Here is a 17848-nt window from a genome sequence, read left to right as displayed (position 1 = left end):
ACGCATGTCTATTCACGCCGCTCTCCACCACGTCACCCACTACAAATACGACCGCCTGGTGCAGTTGGGCCCTCAGGTCGTGCGCTTGCGTCCCGCGCCGCATTGCCGCAGCAACGTCATCTCGTATTCGCTGCGGGTCGAACCCGCGGAGCACTTCGTCAACTGGATGCAGGACCCGTTCGCCAACTACCAGGCGCGGCTCGTGTTCCCCGAGAAGACACGCGAGTTCAAGGTCACTGTCGACCTCGTGGTCGAAATGGCGGTCTACAACCCCTTCGACTTCTTCCTGGAGCCTCAGGCGGAGAACTTCCCCTTCAAGTACACGGCCTCGCAGGCCGAGGAACTCGCGCCCTACCTCGTGGCCGACCCGGTCACGCCGCTGCTGGAGGCCTACCTCGACAAGGTCGAGCGCAAGGAACAGCGCACCATCGACTTCCTGGTCGGCATCAACCAGCAGGTGCAGCAAGACGTCAACTACCTGATCCGCATGGAGCCCGGCGTGCAGACGCCGGAAGAAACGCTGGCCAACGGCAGCGGCTCCTGCCGCGACTCGGGCTGGCTGCTGGTGCAGCTGCTGCGCCACTGCGGGCTGGCCGCGCGTTTCGTCTCGGGCTACCTGATCCAGCTCACGCCCGACGTGAAGGCGCTCGACGGCCCGAGCGGCACCACGGTCGACTTCACCGACCTGCACGCCTGGTGCGAGGTGTTCCTGCCGGGCGCCGGATGGATCGGCCTCGACGCCACCTCGGGCCTGCTGGCCGGCGAGGGCCACATTCCGCTGGCCTGCACGCCCACGCCATCGAGCGCGGCGCCCATCGAGGGCGGCGTGGACGAATCGGAGGTCGAGTTCGGCCATGAGATGAAGGTCACGCGCATCTACGAATCGCCGCGCGTCACCAAGCCCTATACCGAAGAGCAATGGGCCGAGGTGCTGACCCTCGGCGACGCGGTCGATGCGCGCCTGAAGGCCGGTGACGTGCGCCTCACCATGGGCGGCGAGCCGACCTACGTGGCCACCAGCGACCGCGACGCGCCCGAGTGGAACACCGACGCCCTCGGCCCCACCAAGCGCGGCTACGCCACCGAGCTCGTGCACAAGCTGCGCGCCGAGTACGGCAAGGGCGGCTTCCTGCATTTCGGCCAGGGCAAGTGGTATCCGGGCGAGCAGCTGCCGCGCTGGGCGCTGTCGATCTTCTGGCGCGCCGACGGCCAGACGCTGTGGCACGACCCCGAGCTGTTCGCCGACGAGCGCTTTCCCACCCACTACACCAGCGAAGACGCACGCCGCTTCACCACCGTGCTGGCGCACAAGCTCGGCCTGACCGAGCGCTACATACAGCCCGGCTACGAAGACATCTACTACTACCTCTGGCGCGAACGCCGCCTGCCGGTGAACGTCGATCCCTTCGACTCGAAGCTCGACGACGAACTCGAACGCGTGCGCCTGCGCCGCGTGTTCACGCAGAAGCTCGACGCGGTGATCGGCTACATGCTGCCCATCGAGCCCGGCAATGCGAACGGCGACGCCCCTGCGCTGGCCGGCCCGGCCTGGAAGACCGGCCCCTGGTTCCTGCGCGACGACCGCCTCTACCTGATTCCCGGCGATTCGCCCATGGGCTACCGCCTGCCGCTCGACTCGCAGCCGTGGGCCAGCAAGGGCGACTACCCCTACCTGATCGAGCGCGACCCGACCGCGCCGCGCGGCGCACTGCCGAGCGCGGCCGATTACCGTGCGCGCTACAGCACAGGCGCAGCCGCTGGTGCCGGGGCCGGTGCCGCCGGCCTCGGTGACGTGCCCTACACCTTCGGCACGCCGCCCGTGGTGCCCGCATCGCTGCGCATGCAAAGCCCCGGCGATGCGGCCAACGGCGATGCAGCGAGCGGCGATACCGCAGCAGCCGAGGACTCCATCAGCGAATCCACCACCACCCGCCAGCCGCTGCGCGGCGAATCCGCCCATTGGGTCACGCGCACCGCGCTGTGCGTCGAAGTGCGCGACCCGCGCCGCGCCAACGGCCCCACGGCCGAGAAGAAGGGCAGCGCCTCGGGCGTGCTCTACGTCTTCATGCCCCCGCTCGCGCGCCTGGAGGACTACCTCGACCTCGTCGCCGCGGTGGAAGCCACCGCGCGCGACCTGGGCATGCGCATCGTGATGGAAGGCTATCCGCCGCCACGCGACCCGCGCCTGAAGATGCTGGCCGTCACGCCCGACCCGGGCGTGATCGAAGTCAACATCCATCCGGCCCACAACTGGAAGGAACTGGTCGCCCACACCGAGTTCCTCTACAACGCCGCGTTCGAAACCCGCCTGTCGGCCGAGAAGTTCATGACCGACGGCCGCCACACCGGCACCGGCGGCGGCAACCACTTCGTGATGGGCGGCGCCACGCCGGCCGACAGCCCCTTCCTGCGCCGGCCCGAGCTGCTGGCCAGCCTGCTGCTGTATTGGCACAACCATCCGTCGCTGAGCTATCTGTTCTCGGGCATGTTCATCGGCCCGACCAGCCAGGCTCCGCGCGTGGACGAAGCCCGCAACGACCAGGTCTACGAACTCGAAATTGCCCTGAAGGAAATCGCCAGGAACCGCGAGATCTACGGCCAGAACATGCCCGCATGGCTGGTCGACCGCACGCTGCGCAACATCCTGATCGACGTGTCGGGCAACACGCACCGCAGCGAGTTCTGCATCGACAAGCTGTATTCGCCCGACTCCAGCACCGGCCGCCTCGGCCTGCTGGAGCTGCGCGCGTTCGAGATGCCGCCGCACGCGCGCATGAGCATCGCGCAGCAGCTGCTCATTCGCGCGCTGGTGGCCCGCTTCTGGGACGAGCCCTACAAGGCCCCCGTCACCCGCTGGGGCACCGAACTGCACGACCGCTTCCTGCTGCCGACCTTCGTCAAGATGGACTTCGACGACGTCATCAGCGAAATGCGCCAGGCCGGCTTCGCCTTCGACCCCGACTGGTTCGCGCCGCATTTCGAGTTCCGCTTCCCGCTGGTGGGCCAGATGCAGGCCATGGGCGTGGAGCTGTCGCTGCGCAACGCGCTGGAGCCCTGGCACGTGATGGGCGAGGAAGGCTCGGCCGGCGGCACGGTGCGCTATGTCGATTCTTCGCTGGAGCGCATCGAGGTGCGCGTGACCGGGCTGAACGAAAGCCGCCACGTCGTCACCGTCAACGGCAAGGTGCTGCCGCTGCAGCCCACGGGCGTGACGGGCGAATTCGTGGCCGGCGTGCGCTACAAGGCATGGAATCCGCCTTCGGCGCTGCACCCCAGCATCAAGGCCCATGCCCCGCTCACCTTCGACCTGGTCGACACCTGGATGAAGCGTTCGCTGGGCGGCTGCCAGTATTTCGTCGCCCATCCGGGTGGCCGCAACTACGACACCTTCCCCGTCAACGCCTACGAGGCCGAGAGCCGCCGCCATTCGCGCTTCACGCGCACCGGCCATACGCCCGGCCTCATGCGCACGCCGCCGGCCACCATCGAGCTGCCGGGCAGCCGCGAGTTCCCGTTCACGCTCGACCTGCGGCGCTGAAGGGGATGCCTACCACACTGCCGAAGCGGCCAGGCCGTGACGGCGGTGTGACAATCCCCCTCCTGTGGAACCCTTGAACGAATCCCTGTTCGGCGCCCAGGCACTGGAATTTCCAGCGGCCCTGGCGTCGGCGCTCGCCCCGGCCGCCCAGCCCGGACACTTCGACGAGCTGCGCGGGCAGGCCACTCCGGTCGCGACCCCGCGCCCGGGGGCGGGCACGAGCACCCCTGCCGCGGCTCCGCAAGCCCCGCTGCTGTACGACGCCACGGCGGAGCAGCGGCTGGCGCCTTCGCAGTCGCAGTCGCAGTCGCAGTCCCAAACGCAGTCCCTGCCCCCGGAGCCTTCCGGCGAGCAACCGCCGCTCACGCCCGCCTGGCACGACTTCTTCGAACAGCTCGGCCCGGGCGGCTTCAACGACCTGCCCCGGCGCGCCGTCAGCCTGGAGCGGCAGATCCGCGACAACGGCGTCACCTACAACGTGTACGCCGACGCCAACGGCCCGCAGCGCCCCTGGTCGCTCGACCTGTTCCCGCTGATCGTCTCGCCCGAGAGCTGGAGCCAGATCGAGGCCGGCGTGCTGCAGCGCGTGCGGGTGCTCGACCGGGTGATGGCCGACGTCTACGGCCCGCAGCAGCTGCTGGCCGAGGGGCTCATTCCCCCGGCGCTGGTGCGCGGCCACCCCGGCTACCTGCGCGCCCTGCACGGCGTGAAGCCGCCGGGCGACACCTGGCTGCACATCGCGGCCTTCGACCTCGCGCGCGGCCCCGACGGCAACTGGTGGGTGGTGTCGCAGCGTACCCAGGCGCCCTCGGGCCTGGGATACCTGCTGGAAAACCGGCTGGCCATCACGCGGCAGTTTCCGCAGGCCTTCGAGGCGCTGCAGGTGCAGCGCCTGGCCGCCACCTACAGCGCCATGATGGAAGGCCTGCAGCGCATGTGCCCGGCCGGTGTGCCGCCGCACATCGCGCTGCTCACGCCCGGCCCGTACAACGAGACCTACTTCGAGCACGCCTACCTCGCGCGCTACCTGGGCATCACGCTGGTCGAGGGCAGCGACCTCACCGTGCGCGACCAGCGGCTCTACCTCAAGACGCTGCAGGGCCTGCGCCCTGTGCACGGCCTCATCAAGCGGCTGGACGACCAGTTCCTCGACCCGCTGGAGCTGCGGCCCGACTCCACGCTCGGCGTGCCCGGCCTGCTGCAGGCCATTCGCGCGGGCAACGTGCTGGTGGCCAACATGCCGGGCTCGGCCTTCCTGGAATCGCCGGCGCTGCTCGGCTTCCTGCCGGGGCTGGCGCGCCGCCTGATCGGCGAGAAGCTCAAGCTGCCCGCGCTGCCCACCTGGTGGTGCGGCGAGCGCGCCGCGCTCGAAGCCGTGCTGCCGCAACTGGCCGACTGCGCCATCAAGCCCACCTACCCCGGTTTCGACGGCCGCGCCAGCTTCGACGCGGTGCTCGGCAGCCAGCTCGGCCGGCGTGAGCTCGACGAATGGGCCGGCCGCATCGTGCGCGAGGGCGACGTCCACACCGTGCAGGGCTACCAGCCGCTGTCGCAGATGCCGACCTGGGCCAACGACATGGGTCCGGGCCACATCGCGCCGCGCGCGGTGATGCTGCGCGTGTTCGCGGTGAGCGACGGCGCGCAGTCGTGGCGCGTGCTGCCCGGCGGCCTGGCCCGGCTCGCGGGGCCCGACGCGCAGATCGCCTCCATGCAGCGCGGCGGCAGCAGCGCCGACGTGTGGGTGCAAACGCATGGCGAAGTCGACCGCACCACGCTGCTGCAGCCGCATGCCACGCCGGCATCGCTGGCACGGCACCGCGCGCCCGTCACCAGCCGCGCCGCCGAGAACATGTTCTGGCTCGGCCGCTACACAGAGCGCGCCGAGAACGCGGTGCGCCTGGCGCGCCTCACGCTCAACCTGCTGGGCGGCGAAGACCAGTCGTCGCGCCCGCTGCTCGATTGGCTGCACCGCGTGGCGCTGCGCAATGCGCTGGTGCCGGCCGAGGCGCCCAGCGCGCCGAAGTCGCGCCGCGTGTTCGAGCGCGCGCTGATCGCCGAGCTGGGCGACGTCGACCGCGGCGGCAGCGTGGGCTTCAGCCTGCGATGCATCCGGCAGGCCGCGGCCGCCGTGCGCGAGCGGCTGTCGCAGGACAACTGGAACCAGATCGTTCGCGCCGAGACCGAATTCCTGCGCCGCGCCGCCGAGCAGGCCGGCGAAGGCAGCTTTGCCTCCAGCGCCGCGCTGCGCGCGCTCGAATCCGCCAGCACCGCGCTGGCCGCCATGACCGGCGCGCAGACCGACCGCATGACCCGCGACGACGCCTGGCGGCTGCTGTCGATCGGCCGCCACATCGAGCGCCTGGGCTTTTTGTCGAACGCGCTGCAGGCCGGCTTCGAGAACGGCGCGGTGCACGAGGTGAGCGGCTTCGAGGCAATGGTGGCGCTGTTCGACAGCACCATCACCTTCCATGCGCGCTACCAGCAGCGCCGCGACGTCGCCACCATGGTCGACCTTCTGGTGCTCGACGCCGAGAACCCGCGCTCGCTCGCCTGGGTCACGCAGACGCTGCGCGGACGCATCGCGCGGCTGGCCGGCAGCGCGCCGGGCAAGCTCACGGCGCTGTCGTACGAGCTGCCCGACCCGGCCGCCTGGACGCTCGAACACCTCTGCGCCGCCGGCCCGGACGCCAACTACCCGGCCCTGGCCGAACTGCTCGCCAACTGCGAGTCGGCCGCGTACCACGTGTCCGACGCGATCGGCACACGCTACTTCACGCTTACATCCGAATCCCTGCGCTCCGTTGGCGCGTGAACTGGCTCTCCCCCATGCTTCGCGCACTTCGTGTCGCTTCGCACTCCCTCTCACCGAGGGCAACGCCTGCGGCCCGGCAAAGCCGGTTCCGCGGCGTTTCCCGATAAATCCCAGGAGACCTCCATGCCCAGCAACATCATCAACCGCCGCTTCGCACTCACCACCGCCGCGCTGCTCGCAGCCCTGGCCATTGCGGGCTGCGGCAAGCAAGAAGCCGCCGCGCCCGCCGCTTCGGCCAGCGCGCCGCCTCCGCCGGCCGCCGCCCGCGTGCTCGTGGTCGGCACCGACGCCGCCTACACGCCCTTCGAATCGCAGAACGACAAGGGCGACATCGTGGGCTTCGACATCGACGTGGTGAAGGCCGTCGCGCAGAAGGCCGGCATCGAAGTCAAGTTCGTCAACACGCCGTGGGAAGGCATCTTCAATGCGCTCGACCAGGGCGACCGCGACCTGCTGGTGTCGGCCATCACCATCACCGACGAGCGCCGCCAGACGATGGACTTCTCGCAGCCGTACTTCGACGCCAAGCAGCTGATCGCCGTCAAGAGCGATTCGCCCGTGGCCAGGTTCGAGGACATCAAGAGCCTGAAGGTCGGCGTGCAGAACGGCACCACCGGCGACGAAGTCGTCGGCAAGCTGCTCGGCAAGTCGAGCACCGCCATCAAGCGCTTCGAGTCGACCCCGCTCGCGCTGAAGGAGCTGGAAGCCGGCGGCGTGCAAGCCGTGGTGGCCGACAACGGCGTGGTCGTGCACTACCTCGCGAACAACACGGCGGGCGGCTTCAAGACGGTGAGCGACGCAAGCTTTCCGGTCGAGAAGTACGGCATTGCCGTGAAGAAGGGCAACGCCGAGTTGCTCGCCAGGATCAACCAGGGCCTCGAGGCAATTCGCACCGACGGCACCTACGCCAAGATCTACGCCTCGCACTTCGGCGCCGAGTCGAAGTAAGCGGGCAAGTAGCCAACGAGCCGGGGCCAACGCCATGCTGCTGCACGTCACGCACGAAACCCGCTACGAATACTCACCGCCTGTCGAGACGGCACAGCACCTGGCCCACCTGAAGCCGGTGGCCACCGATTCGCAGCGCCTGGTGAGCCACAAGCTCTCCATCGATCCGCCGCCCGCGCAGCGCAGCGAAATGCCCGACCTCTACGGCAACACCCGCGCTTTCTTCGCGCTAGAGGCCACGCACGACAAGCTGGTCGTCACCGCCGAGAGCGTGGTCGAGACCTCGATGCCCATGCTCTCGCCGGCCATTGCGCGCGAGCTGCCCTGGGAGGCGGTGCGCGAGCGTTTCCGCTTCCGCAAGGACGCCACCTTCGACGCCGCCTCGGAGTTCGTTTTTCCGTCGCCCTACGTGCCGCGGCACGACGACTTCACCGCCTACGCGCGCGCCAGCTTCGCGCCCGGCCGTCCCGCCTTCGACGTGGCGATGGACCTCACCGTGCGCATGTACGAAGACTTCGCCTACGACGCCGACAGCACCGAGATCAACACACCCGCCGTCGAGGCCCTCGCGCAGCGCAAGGGCGTGTGCCAGGACTTCGCCCACATCATGATCGCGTGCTTCCGCACCATGGGCCTGCCGGCGCGCTACGTGAGCGGCTACCTGCTCACGCAGCCGCCACCCGGCCAGCCCCGGCTGGTGGGCGCCGATGCGTCGCATGCGTGGGTGTCGGTGTACCTGCCCGGCAAGAGCGAAGACGGCGGCAACAGCCCCGGCGGCTGGGCCGACTTCGACCCCACCAACGGCCGCCAGCCCGGCGAGGACTACGTCACGCTGGCCATCGGCCGCGACTACTCCGACGTGTCGCCGATGCGCGGCGTACTCCATGGCGGCGCAAGGCACACGCTGCGGGTCGGCGTGACCGTGCAGCCGGTGGGGGAAGTGCTCGAGGCGGTTCCGCAAACACAGACACAATCGCAATCCCAAGACAAGGAGTCTCCATGAGCGTTTACGACAAACTTTCCAGCCTCGGTATCACCCTGCCCCCGGTCGCCGCCCCCGCCGCCGCCTACGTGCCCTTCGTGCAGACCGGCAACCTCGTGTTCCTCTCGGGCCACATCGCCAAGAAGGACGGCAAGGTCTGGGCCGGGCAGCTGGGCGCCAACATCAGCACCGAAGAAGGCAAGCAGGCCGCACGCGCCATCGCCATCGACCTGCTGGGCACGCTGCACGCCGCCGTGGGCGACCTGAACAAGGTCAAGCGCATCGTCAAGGTGATGAGCCTCGTGAACTCGGTCGGCACCTTCACCGAACAGCATCTCGTGACCAACGGCGCGAGCGAGTTCTTCGCCGAAGTCTTCGGCCCCGAAAAGGGCGCGCATGCACGCAGCGCCTTCGGCGTGGCGCAAGTGCCGATGGGCGCCTGCGTGGAAATCGAGCTGATCGCCGAAGTCGGCTGATCGCCTTGGCGCTGACGCCCGACGACCTCATCGCGCAGGCGATGCAGGACCCCGTCAACGCGGCGCTGGCAAAACGCCTCCCAGACCTCGGTCTCACGCAAGGCTTCCTCACCGCCGGCTGCCTGTTCCAGGCCACTTGGAACCACACGGCCGGCCGGCCGCCGGGCTGGGGCGTGAAGGACTACGACGTCTTCTACTTCGACGACAGCGACCTGTCGTGGGAGGCTGAAGACGCCGTCATCCGCCGCGTGCACGAAGCGGTCGCCGACCTGGGCGCGACCGTCGAGGTCAAGAACCAGGCGCGTGTGCACCTCTGGTACGAACAACGCTTCAAGGCGCCCTATCCGCGCCTGGCCTCGACGCGCGACGGCATCGACCGCTACCTCATCGCCTGCACCCGCGTGGGCATCGACCTGGCCGACGGCTCGCTCTACGCGCCCGACGGGCTCGATGACCTGGCCGCCGGAATCCTGCGCATGAATCCGCTGCTGCCGATGCCGGAGATGTTCGGCGTGAAGGCGCGCGACTACCAGTCGCGCTGGCCCTGGCTGCGCATCGCTACTTGCGCTTCCAGCTCGACACCGTGATGAACACGCCGGTTTCCTTCGCATCGCGCAGCCGCACGGTGTAGCGGCCGGCGCCGTCGGTGCCGCTGAACACGGCCTCGCGCTCGCTGTTGCCGGCTTCCAGGCTCGCGCCCTTGGCCAGTTCGCGGTAGGTGGCGACCAGGTCGTCGAATGCCGCGTAGCTGCGCAGCGTCACTTCGGCATCGGGCCAGCGGGCGCCCTTGAGCTCGGCGTTCTCGCGATCGGTGTACATCGGCATGCCGGCCAGCCCCTTGGGTATCACGATCTTGCCGGCGCTGGCGGTGCTGTTCACTTCCCCTGTCTGCACGAGCAGCGGCTTCAGCGAGGCCGGAAAGCCCGCCGGCAGCTGCGCATCGCGCCAGCCCGGCGCCGTCGGCTGGCCCGCGATGTATTCGACGGTCGCGATCTTCTGCGCAGCCGCTGCTTCAGCGGGGTCATCGCTCTCGGCCATCAGCGCGTGGTACGAAGGCAGCGTTTTGGCCCATGCAATCAGCGGTTCGGCATCCGAGGGCTTGGCGTCGGCGGGATGGAAGATCGTCAGCACGGCCTGCGGGTCGGGGTTGCACACCTTGGGCTCGTCGCGCTTGGTGGAGTCGCGGCAGTGGCCATTGACCAGCCCGATCGCCAGCAAGCGCCCTTCGCCGTCGAGCAGCAGCGCGGAGCGTTCCTCGCCGTGGCCTTCGCCGCTCACCGAAGCGATCACCGTGCGCCCGTCGGGCCACACGGTGCGCGTGACGTCGAAGCGCGAGCGCATGCCGTCCAGCACCTGCGCCGCGATGAGCCTGTCGCCATCGGTATAGCTGCCGCGCGCATAGCCGACCATGGCAATCACGGCGCTGCGGATCTTCGGTTGTTCGCTGAGCTTCAGCCGGGGCGGAGGCAACTCGGTCGTGACGGGCGCCGCGTGCACCGCCCGGGCGCCGAGCGCACAGGCGAGCAGCAGCGACGCCAGGGTCTTCTTTGGAAACAATGCGCTCATTCGGCGATCTCGATTTCGATGTTGGTGATCGCCGGCATGTCGCGCGGCACCTTGGCGTTGACGGAGAAGGCAGTGCCCTTGAGGCTGCCGAGCACGTAGCCCCAGCGCTCGTCCGCTTCCGACTGCATGCCCTCGAGCGGCGGCGACAGCTTCTTGTAGAAGGCGAGCACCTGCTCCACGGTGTCGACGGTCTGCAGGCGCAGCACGCGCCTGGCCTTCGCGTCGCTCAGGGCGTCCTGGCCGGTGTAGTGCAGCACAGCCCTCGGGTACAGCGGCACGATCGCCGAAAAGCCCTTCGGTCGCGCGACCGGCGGGGCCTTGGTGTGCGCGGCGTCCATGGTCGTGTACTCGGTCTTCTCGAACTTCTCTTCCTTGCCGGAGTCCAGGTCTTCCTTGGGCACCGTGCGGCTCCATTCGACCAGCGGCTGCGCCTGTGCGCGATCGATGCCGGGGCGCAGGAAGATCGACAGCACCGCATGCTGGTCGTCGCGGCAACCGGTGGACGACGACTTCACACCGCATTCGCGGTGCGCGAGCGCGGCGGCGAGCACTTCGCCGCTGCTGTCGTCCACCAGCAGGGCCGAGCGCTCGCTGCCGCCGTTGGGCAAGCGGTACGACGACAGCAGACGCTTGCCGCCCGGCAACGCCTGCTGCTGCCGATGGCGCCGCGATGCCAGTCCGGCGATCAGCTGTTCTGCCAGCAGGCCTTCAGGCCAGTAGTACGAGCCGGAAGCAAGGCCGGCGAAATCGGTCACGGCGCGGTCGAGCGCGGGAACCTGGGACGTTTGCGGCGCCCGCTCGGATTCGGGGGCGAGCACGAGCTGAGGCGTGGATGCGGCGCAGACGGTGGCAGCGGACAGGGTAAGAAAAAAGGAGGAAAGAGCGAGTCGGAATCTGAAAGGCATCAAGGAAAAAAGAAAAGAAGGAGCGTTGCGCTCCGGGCGGGCTGCGAGCAGCCGCAAGAGGAAAAGCGTCGACGATTCTAGAAGGCGTTCGAGGGGCCGCACGGTGTTCGGCATACTGCAACCCGGTCCTTCATTCCTCGCCATGAATCGACACACTCCGCCCCCACCCGCCCCCGAAAGCGCATTGCGCGCGCTCGAAGAAAAGCTGGGCGCCGCCCTGCCCCCGATCCTGCGAAGCCGCTATGCGGCATCCAACGGCGGCAGCTTCGGCGATCCCCGCAAACGCGATGCCGAGTGGCAGCTGCATCCGGTCTTCGACAGCAGCGACCGCAAGCAGATGAAGCGCACCGCCGAAGATGTTCTTCACTACACACGGCTCGCGCTGCAGGACGCGCGCTTTCCGCGCGACGGCATCAGCATTGCGCACGACTACTCGATGTACCGCCAGCTCTTCGTGCGCCGCGACCCGGCGAGCGGCACCATCGCCGAAGACGTCCTGCTGTTCGACGTGCACACCGGCGAATGGTCCGCGCCGTATGCCAGCGACCTGCAGGCGGCCATCGACCAGGCCCGCGTGCCTGAGGCCGTGCAGCCCGACCCCGCGCGTGCGCTACCCGTCTTCCGCTACTACGCCGATCCGTTCGAATCGGGCGTGATGCGCACGTCCGGCGAAACCTGCCAGTGCTGCGGCCAGGCCACCGGCTACATCTACGGCGGCAGCTTCTACGCCATCGGCGACGAATCTCACTTCTGCCCTTGGTGCATCGCCGACGGCTCGGCCGCCGCGAAGTTCGACGGCGAATTCAACGACGCTGCCGGCGTGGGCATGGGCGAGGTCGAACTGCCCATGCGCATCATCGAAGAAGTGTCGCAACGCACGCCCAGCTTCTTCGGCTGGCAGCAGGAGCGATGGTGGGCGCACTGCAACGACGCCGGCCGCTTCCTCGGCGAGATCGAGCATGTCAACCGCGCGCTGCTCGCGTCGGAGCCGGCCGGCGACTTCATGCGCGAGACCTGCGACGACGCGCACCTCGATGCCGGCGAAGGCTGGCAATGGCTGCTCGACACGCCCTCGCGCGAGCGCAGCTTCGCGGTGTTCGTCTTCGGCTGCCTGCACTGCGGCAAGGTCGGCGGCTACGTCGACCTGAGCTGAGCGGCGCGCACGGCCATCAGGGCATCACCTGCCCGCCGTTGACCTCGATGACCTGCCCGGTCACGTAGCTGCTGGCCGCCTCGCTCGCAAGAAACAGGAAGGCGCCGACGCACTCTTGAGCCGTGCCCAGCCGCCCCATGGGAATGGCATTGGCAAAGTTCTTCAGCACCTCGGGGCTCGAATGCCCGTCGTGAAAAGGCGTCTCGATCACGCCCGGCGCCACCGCGTTGACGCGGATCTTCTCCTTCACCAGTTCCTTGGCCATGGTGCGCGTGATGGTCGACACGAAGCCCTTGCACGCCGCGTAGAGCCCCGCGCCCGGCCCGCCGCCGGTGCGCGCGGCCTGCGTGGTCACGTTGATGATCGCGCCGCCGCCACCGGCGGCCATCAGCGGAATCACGCGGCGGCTCACCGCCACCACGGAGCGCGCGTTGAGGCGGAACACCGCGTCGATGTAGTCGTCGTCCGCATCGACGATGGGCGAGCGCTTCACGAAGCCGCCCGCGTTGTTGACCAGCACGTCGATGCGGCCGAACTCGGCATGCACCGTCTTCGCCATGCGGTCGACGGCGGCGGTGTCGGTCACGTCGGCCTGCACCAGCAGCGCGCGGCCGCCGCCGGCCTCGATGTCGCGCGCCACATTGCGGGCCTCGTCGGCGCTGCCCCGGTAGTGAACCGCCACCCGCGCGCCGGCCTGCCCCAGCGCGCGCGCCACCGCCGCGCCTATGCCCGTGCTCGCGCCCGTGACCAGTACCGCCTTGTCCTTCAGATCGTTCATGTCGTCGTGTCTCCTTGGGTTGAAAAGTGGGCGCGCCCACCACCCGCGTTCACACGGCGGCGGCTGCGATCTCCAGCTGGGTCAGCCGGCGCGCCATGCGGCCGACGAAGTTCTGCGTCACGTGCGGCAGCACCCGCTGCGACGGCACCACGATGCCGACCTGCAGCTGGTCGAGCGCCGGCAGCTCGAAGGGCCGCCAGATCAGATCGCCGCGCTTCAGGTCTTCGATGAATGCGATCTTCGAGAAGCACGAGATGCCCTTGCCGGCCATGATCAGCCGCTTGAGCATGGGCGTGGAATTGCAGGTGGCGGCCGGCTCCATGTCGTCCCAGAACGCGGCGAACTCGGGCGACAGCGCGGCGCTGATGACCGGGTGCGAACTCGAGCGCAGGAACGGATAGCGCGCGCATTCCTTCAGCGACACGCGCGCATGGTTGGCCAGCGGATGGCCGGGCGGCATCACCACCCCGATGGGCAGGTTGGCCAGCGCCACCGCGGCCACACCGCCCGGCAGCCGGCTCACGAAGGTCATGCCCACGTCGACCTGGCCCGACATCACCATCTGCGCCACGTCCATCGGCTGCACCGCGGTGATGGTGTACGTGACGGCCGGGAACACCTGCAGGAAGTCTTCCACCGCCGAAGGCAGCAGCTCCTCGAAGAACGAATCCATGGCCGCCACCTTCACGTGGCCGGTGCGCTCGCCCTTGAGCGCGTCGAGTTCGGTGCGCATCACCTGGTACTGGTGCAGCGTTTCCTGCGCGTGCTTGAGCAGGCGCTCGCCGGCCGCATTCAGGCGCAGGCCGTTGGGCATGCGGTCGAACAGCTCGACGCCCAGTTCGTCCTCCAGCTTGTGGATCTGCCGGTTGACCGCGCTGGCCGCAACGAACAGCCGCTCCGAGGCCTTGCGCACCGAGCCGCAGCTCGCCACTTCGATGAAGTATTTGAGAATGCTGGCGTGCATCAGCCGGCCCTCCCTTGCGCACAGGCCTCATCCGGCCAGCCTCGCGCGCTCCAGGGCGATGCCGGGGTGGTCGCAGGCCACGGGGCCGGTGTCGGCAGCGCCGCCGGGCGAGCCCAGCCCGCTGACGCCGGCCGCGAAGAAGTCGCGGTTGATGGCCGTGAAATGTGCCATTTCGGGCGGCAGCCGAAGGTCTTCGTAGATGGCCTGCGTGGGGCAGGCGGACACGCAAACGCCGCAGTCGATGCATTCATCCGGGTGAATGTACAGAGTGCGCTCGCCTTCGTAGATGCAATCGACCGGACAGCACTTGACGCAGGCGCCGTCCTTGATGTCGATGCAGGCGCCGGTGATGACGTGGGGCATGGCACGTACCTTCGCTGACGCGGCCGGCCTACCGGCCCAGCCACTGCGGCTTGCGCTTCTGCTGGAAGGCCAGCACGCCCTCGTCGGCATCCTGCGACTGCAATGCCGCCACCAGCGCCGGCAGCCGCATGCGATGCGCATCGGCCGGTGCCAGCGTGCCGGTACGGCGCACCACCTGCTTGATGGCCTTGAGCGACAGCGGCGCGCAGGCCAGCATCTGCTGCACCCAGCGGTTGACGGCCGTGTCGAGCTCGGCGCGCGGCACCACCTCGTTGACCAGGCCCATCTCCAGCGCGCGCTGTGCCTTCACCCGCTGGCCGGTGAGCATCATGCCCATGGCCTGGCGGTAGGGAATCTGGCGCTGCAGCAGCAGCATGCCGCCGTCCAGCGGCAGCCGGCCGACCAATGGCTCGGGCAGGCCGAAGCTGGCCTCCTCGCATGCCACGACGATGTCGCAGCCCAGCACCATCTCGAAGCCGCCGCCCAGCGCCAGGCCGTTGACGCGCGCGATCACCGGCACGTCGAGCGTCTCGCGCAGCGCGATGCCGCCAAAGCCGCCCGGCCGCGCCGCCGCCCAGTACTCCACGCCCTTGAGGTTGGAGGTGTTCTTCAGATCGGCGCCGGCGCAGAACGAGCGCTCGCCCGCACCGGTCAGCACCACGGCGCGGATGTCGCTGCGCGATTCGATGTCGCTCCAGATGCGCTGCAGCTCGGCCTCGGTGGGCAGGTCGACCGCGTTGAGCACCTCGGGCCGGTCGATGGTGACCGTGGCGACGTGGTCGATGACTTCATAGAGCACGCTCATGCATCGGCCTCCTCGATCAGCGCGCGGGCCTCGGCCAGCACTTCGGCCGTGTGCTGCCCGAGCCTGGGTGGCGCGCGGCGCAGGCCGGCCCTGGCGCCCGACATGTGAATGGGGCTGGCAATGAACTTCAGCGGTCGGCCCGACGGCGTACCGCCCTCGAGGATCATCGCGTTGTGCAGCGTCTGCGGATCGACCAGCGCCTCGCGCATGTCGCGCACCGGGGCGGAGAGCAAGTCCTGCTCCTCGAGCTTCGCAAGCCAGTGCTCGCGTGTGTTGCTCGCAAAGCGTTCGTGGAAGATTGCATGCAGCGCCGCCTTGTTGGCGAACTGCGCCGACAGCGTGGCGTAGCGCGCGTCGAGCGACAGGTCTTCGATGCCCAGCGCGGTGCAGATGTCGCGCAGCGGGTTGGCCTTGAAAGCGCCCACCAGCACCAGCGGCCCGGTCTGCGTGTCGAACACGCCCGACAGCGGCATGGCGGCCCAGTTCACCTCGGAGTCTTCCATCATCACCATGGCTGCCTCCTGCATCTGCATGGCCAGCATCGAGTTGTAGAGCGACACCGAGATCTTCTGCCCCTCGCCCGTGCGCTCGCGCTGCAGCAGCGCCAGCAGGATGCCCTGCACCATGTGCATGCCGGCCGTGTAGTCGGCCAGCGCCGTGGGGTAGATCGACACCGGCACCGAGGCGTCTGCGCGTCGCGCCATCACACCGGTGAGCGCCTGGGCCAGCACGTCCTGGCCGCCCTTGTGGGCGTAGGGGCCGGTCTCGCCGAAGCCGGTGCCCACCGCGTAGATGATGCGCGGGTTCAGCCGCTTGCAGTCTTCGTAGCCCAGGCCCAGCCGCTCCATCACGCCGGCGCGGAAGTTGTTGGTGACCACGTCGGCTCCGGCGATGAGCGCCTTCACCAGTTCCATCTGCGCCGCGTCGCGCAGGTCGATTTCCACGCTGCGCTTGTTGCGGTTGAGGCTGCAGAAGATCGGGTTGTCTTCACCCGCCACCGGCGCGAAGGTCGAGCGGCTCAGGTCGCCCGCGCCCTTGCGCTCGACCTTGATCACGTCGGCGCCGTGGTCTGCCAGCATCTGCGTGCAGACCGGGCCCATCATGACCTGCGTGAAGTCGATCACGCGGATGCCGTCCAGCGGCAGTGCATTGGCCGTCGTCGTCATGCGGCCTCCTTCGCGAAGGAGCGGGCGATGGCGGGCACGTCGGCGTTCGGCCCTTTCTGGTCGCCGGGGTCGGCGCCCTGGGCGCGCAGCGTTTTCTGCAGCTTCGCGATGTCGACCTCGCGCACCGTGACGCCGGCATTCAGCGCCAGTGCCGCGGCGGTGCCGGTGGCCTCGCCCATTGCCATGCAGGGCGGAATTTCGCGCGAGATCTTCTGCGCCGCCGAGGTGGCCGAGTAGTGGCGACCGGCCACCAGCAGGTTCTCCACGCTGCGCGGCAGCAGCGTGCGGTAGGGGTAGTAGTAGTCGCGTCCGCGCGCCACGCTGTCCTCGAAGCGCGTGCGCTGGGCCACGTCTTCCTTGGTCATCACATAGGCGCCTTCGAGCAGGCGGGTCTGGCGAATGCCTGTCTGCGGCGCCATGTCGATCAGCACGCACTTCGAGAAGCCCGGCAGATGGGCACGAACGAACTCGATCACCTTGTGGATGGTGGCGCGGCCCTGCACTTCGGCGCGGGTCAGATCGCTCACCTTCAGGCCGTCGAGCCCCGGCATGTGCGGACAGTTGCACCACACCACGCCCGGCAGCGGTGTCTTGAGCCACCATGCTTCCCAGGCGCCGCCGAGCATGTGCTTGATCTCGCGGTCCAGCGCCTGCCAGGCCACGGGCTCCTCGCGCTCGAAGCGCTCGGCTTCTTCCGTGTCGACACCGCCGAGGCGGAACACGGTCGTCACGATGTAGCTGCCGCTGATGTGCGGCGCGCCGGCCGAGGCGGCCACGTCGAGGTCGCCGGTGGTGTCGATCACCACCTTGCCCAGGATGGCTTCGCGCCCGCCCTTGGTTTCGCAGACCACGCCCTTGACCTTGCCGTCTTCCACCAGCGTGCGCGAGAACCAGGAGTGCAGCCGCAGTTCGATGCCGGCCTGCAGCACCATCTCCAGCGATGTGCGCTTCCATGCGTCGGGGTCGAAGGCGGCGGCGAAGCAGATGGGGTGCGGCTTCTCCTTGCTGTGGAAGTCGTAGGTGCCCCAGCGCTTCCAGCGGCGCACCGACTCTGGCAGCGTGCCCCAGTCTTGTTGGCGCGGGTACTCGGCCAGGCCGAGCGCGGACATGCGCTCGATCATTTCCAGGCAGATGCCGCGCACAGAAATTTCCCGCTGGTGGCTGTCCCACATGTCGTCCAGCACCAGCACCATGCCGCCCGAGGCCAGGCCGCCCAGGTGGTTGTAGCGCTCCAGCAGCGTCACGCTCGCACCGTTGCGCGCGGCGGCCAATGCCGCGGCCTGCCCGGCGGGGCCGCCGCCGACCACCACCACGTCCGATTCGGCTGCCACGCGCACGTCGTGCGCGGGCTCCTGCATCCAGTCGCCAATACGGCTCATAGAAATCTCCTGT

General features: G+C 68.9%; 15 protein-coding genes. 7 read left to right on the top strand and 8 right to left on the bottom strand.

All coding sequences use genetic code 11. The features are described 5' to 3' along the window. Positions 1 to 4: 4 nt before the first annotated feature. The 6 genes from ACWV14_RS12240 (at position 5) to ACWV14_RS12215 (ending at position 9343) form a co-directional block, all read left to right on the top strand. Complete coding sequence (locus ACWV14_RS12240; protein ID WP_454908865.1) at positions 5 to 3538, top strand: transglutaminase family protein; 3534 nt, start codon at positions 5 to 7, stop codon at positions 3536 to 3538. A gap of 64 nt (positions 3539 to 3602) precedes the next feature. Next, entirely contained in the window at positions 3603 to 6350 is a 2748-nt protein-coding gene (locus tag ACWV14_RS12235) for a circularly permuted type 2 ATP-grasp protein (protein WP_454908864.1), read from the top strand. Between the two features lie 123 nt (positions 6351 to 6473). Continuing rightward, positions 6474 to 7298 carry a basic amino acid ABC transporter substrate-binding protein gene (locus tag ACWV14_RS12230; protein ID WP_454908863.1) on the top strand — a complete coding sequence of 275 codons (825 nt, stop codon included), beginning with the start codon at positions 6474 to 6476 and terminating at the stop codon, positions 7296 to 7298. A gap of 34 nt (positions 7299 to 7332) precedes the next feature. Next, complete coding sequence (locus tag ACWV14_RS12225; RefSeq protein WP_454908862.1) at positions 7333 to 8301, top strand: transglutaminase family protein; 969 nt, start codon at positions 7333 to 7335, stop codon at positions 8299 to 8301. Beyond that, positions 8298 to 8756: a RidA family protein gene (locus ACWV14_RS12220; protein ID WP_056591047.1), complete on the top strand. Its 459-nt coding sequence runs from the start codon at positions 8298 to 8300 to the stop codon at positions 8754 to 8756. Before ACWV14_RS12225 ends, ACWV14_RS12220 begins: the two co-directional genes overlap by 4 nt. Positions 8757 to 8761: 5 nt before the next feature. Further along, entirely contained in the window at positions 8762 to 9343 is a 582-nt protein-coding gene (locus tag ACWV14_RS12215) for a nucleotidyltransferase family protein (RefSeq protein ID WP_454908861.1), read from the top strand. On the opposite strand, the gene ACWV14_RS12210 is transcribed toward ACWV14_RS12215, so the two are convergent. After that, positions 9315 to 10322, bottom strand: coding sequence for a hypothetical protein (locus ACWV14_RS12210; protein WP_454908860.1), 1008 nt, complete (start codon positions 10320 to 10322; stop codon positions 9315 to 9317). The genes ACWV14_RS12215 and ACWV14_RS12210 overlap by 29 nt on opposite strands. Beyond that, positions 10319 to 11140: a hypothetical protein gene (locus ACWV14_RS12205; RefSeq protein WP_454908859.1), complete on the bottom strand. Its 822-nt coding sequence runs from the start codon at positions 11138 to 11140 to the stop codon at positions 10319 to 10321. Before ACWV14_RS12205 ends, ACWV14_RS12210 begins: the two co-directional genes overlap by 4 nt. 229 nt (positions 11141 to 11369) lie before the next feature. Between ACWV14_RS12205 and ACWV14_RS12200 the strand changes: the two genes are divergently transcribed. Further along, the gene (locus ACWV14_RS12200) at positions 11370 to 12380 is read left to right on the top strand and encodes a CbrC family protein (protein WP_454908858.1); all 1011 of its coding nucleotides are present in this window, start codon (positions 11370 to 11372) and stop codon (positions 12378 to 12380) included. Positions 12381 to 12396: 16 nt separating this feature from the next. Here the strand turns inward: ACWV14_RS12200 and ACWV14_RS12195 are convergent, their stop codons facing one another. From ACWV14_RS12195 to ACWV14_RS12170, 6 genes are read right to left on the bottom strand one after another with little or no spacing between them, the layout of a single operon-like run. Then, a complete protein-coding gene (locus ACWV14_RS12195) occupies positions 12397 to 13158 on the bottom strand; it encodes an SDR family NAD(P)-dependent oxidoreductase (protein ID WP_454908857.1) in 762 nt (253 codons plus the stop codon). A 49-nt stretch (positions 13159 to 13207) separates the two neighbouring features. Further along, positions 13208 to 14122, bottom strand: coding sequence for a LysR family transcriptional regulator (locus tag ACWV14_RS12190; protein WP_422085921.1), 915 nt, complete (start codon positions 14120 to 14122; stop codon positions 13208 to 13210). 27 nt (positions 14123 to 14149) lie between these two features. Next, on the bottom strand, positions 14150 to 14485 hold the full coding sequence (fdxA, locus tag ACWV14_RS12185) for a ferredoxin (protein WP_454908856.1): 336 nt from the start codon (positions 14483 to 14485) through the stop codon (positions 14150 to 14152). A 28-nt stretch (positions 14486 to 14513) separates the two neighbouring features. Then, positions 14514 to 15290, bottom strand: a complete 777-nt coding sequence (locus ACWV14_RS12180) for an enoyl-CoA hydratase-related protein (protein WP_454908855.1) — start codon at positions 15288 to 15290, stop codon at positions 14514 to 14516. Further along, a complete protein-coding gene (locus ACWV14_RS12175) occupies positions 15287 to 16456 on the bottom strand; it encodes a CaiB/BaiF CoA transferase family protein (protein ID WP_422085916.1) in 1170 nt (389 codons plus the stop codon). The genes ACWV14_RS12180 and ACWV14_RS12175 overlap by 4 nt, the downstream gene beginning before the upstream one ends. Then, a complete protein-coding gene (locus ACWV14_RS12170) occupies positions 16453 to 17835 on the bottom strand; it encodes an FAD-dependent oxidoreductase (protein WP_454908854.1) in 1383 nt (460 codons plus the stop codon). The genes ACWV14_RS12175 and ACWV14_RS12170 overlap by 4 nt, the downstream gene beginning before the upstream one ends. Positions 17836 to 17848: the final 13 nt, after the last annotated feature.

Source organism: Variovorax durovernensis (genome assembly GCF_977011995.1).
Note: the sequence above shows the minus strand (reverse complement) of the source record. Positions and strands in the feature narration are given on the sequence as shown.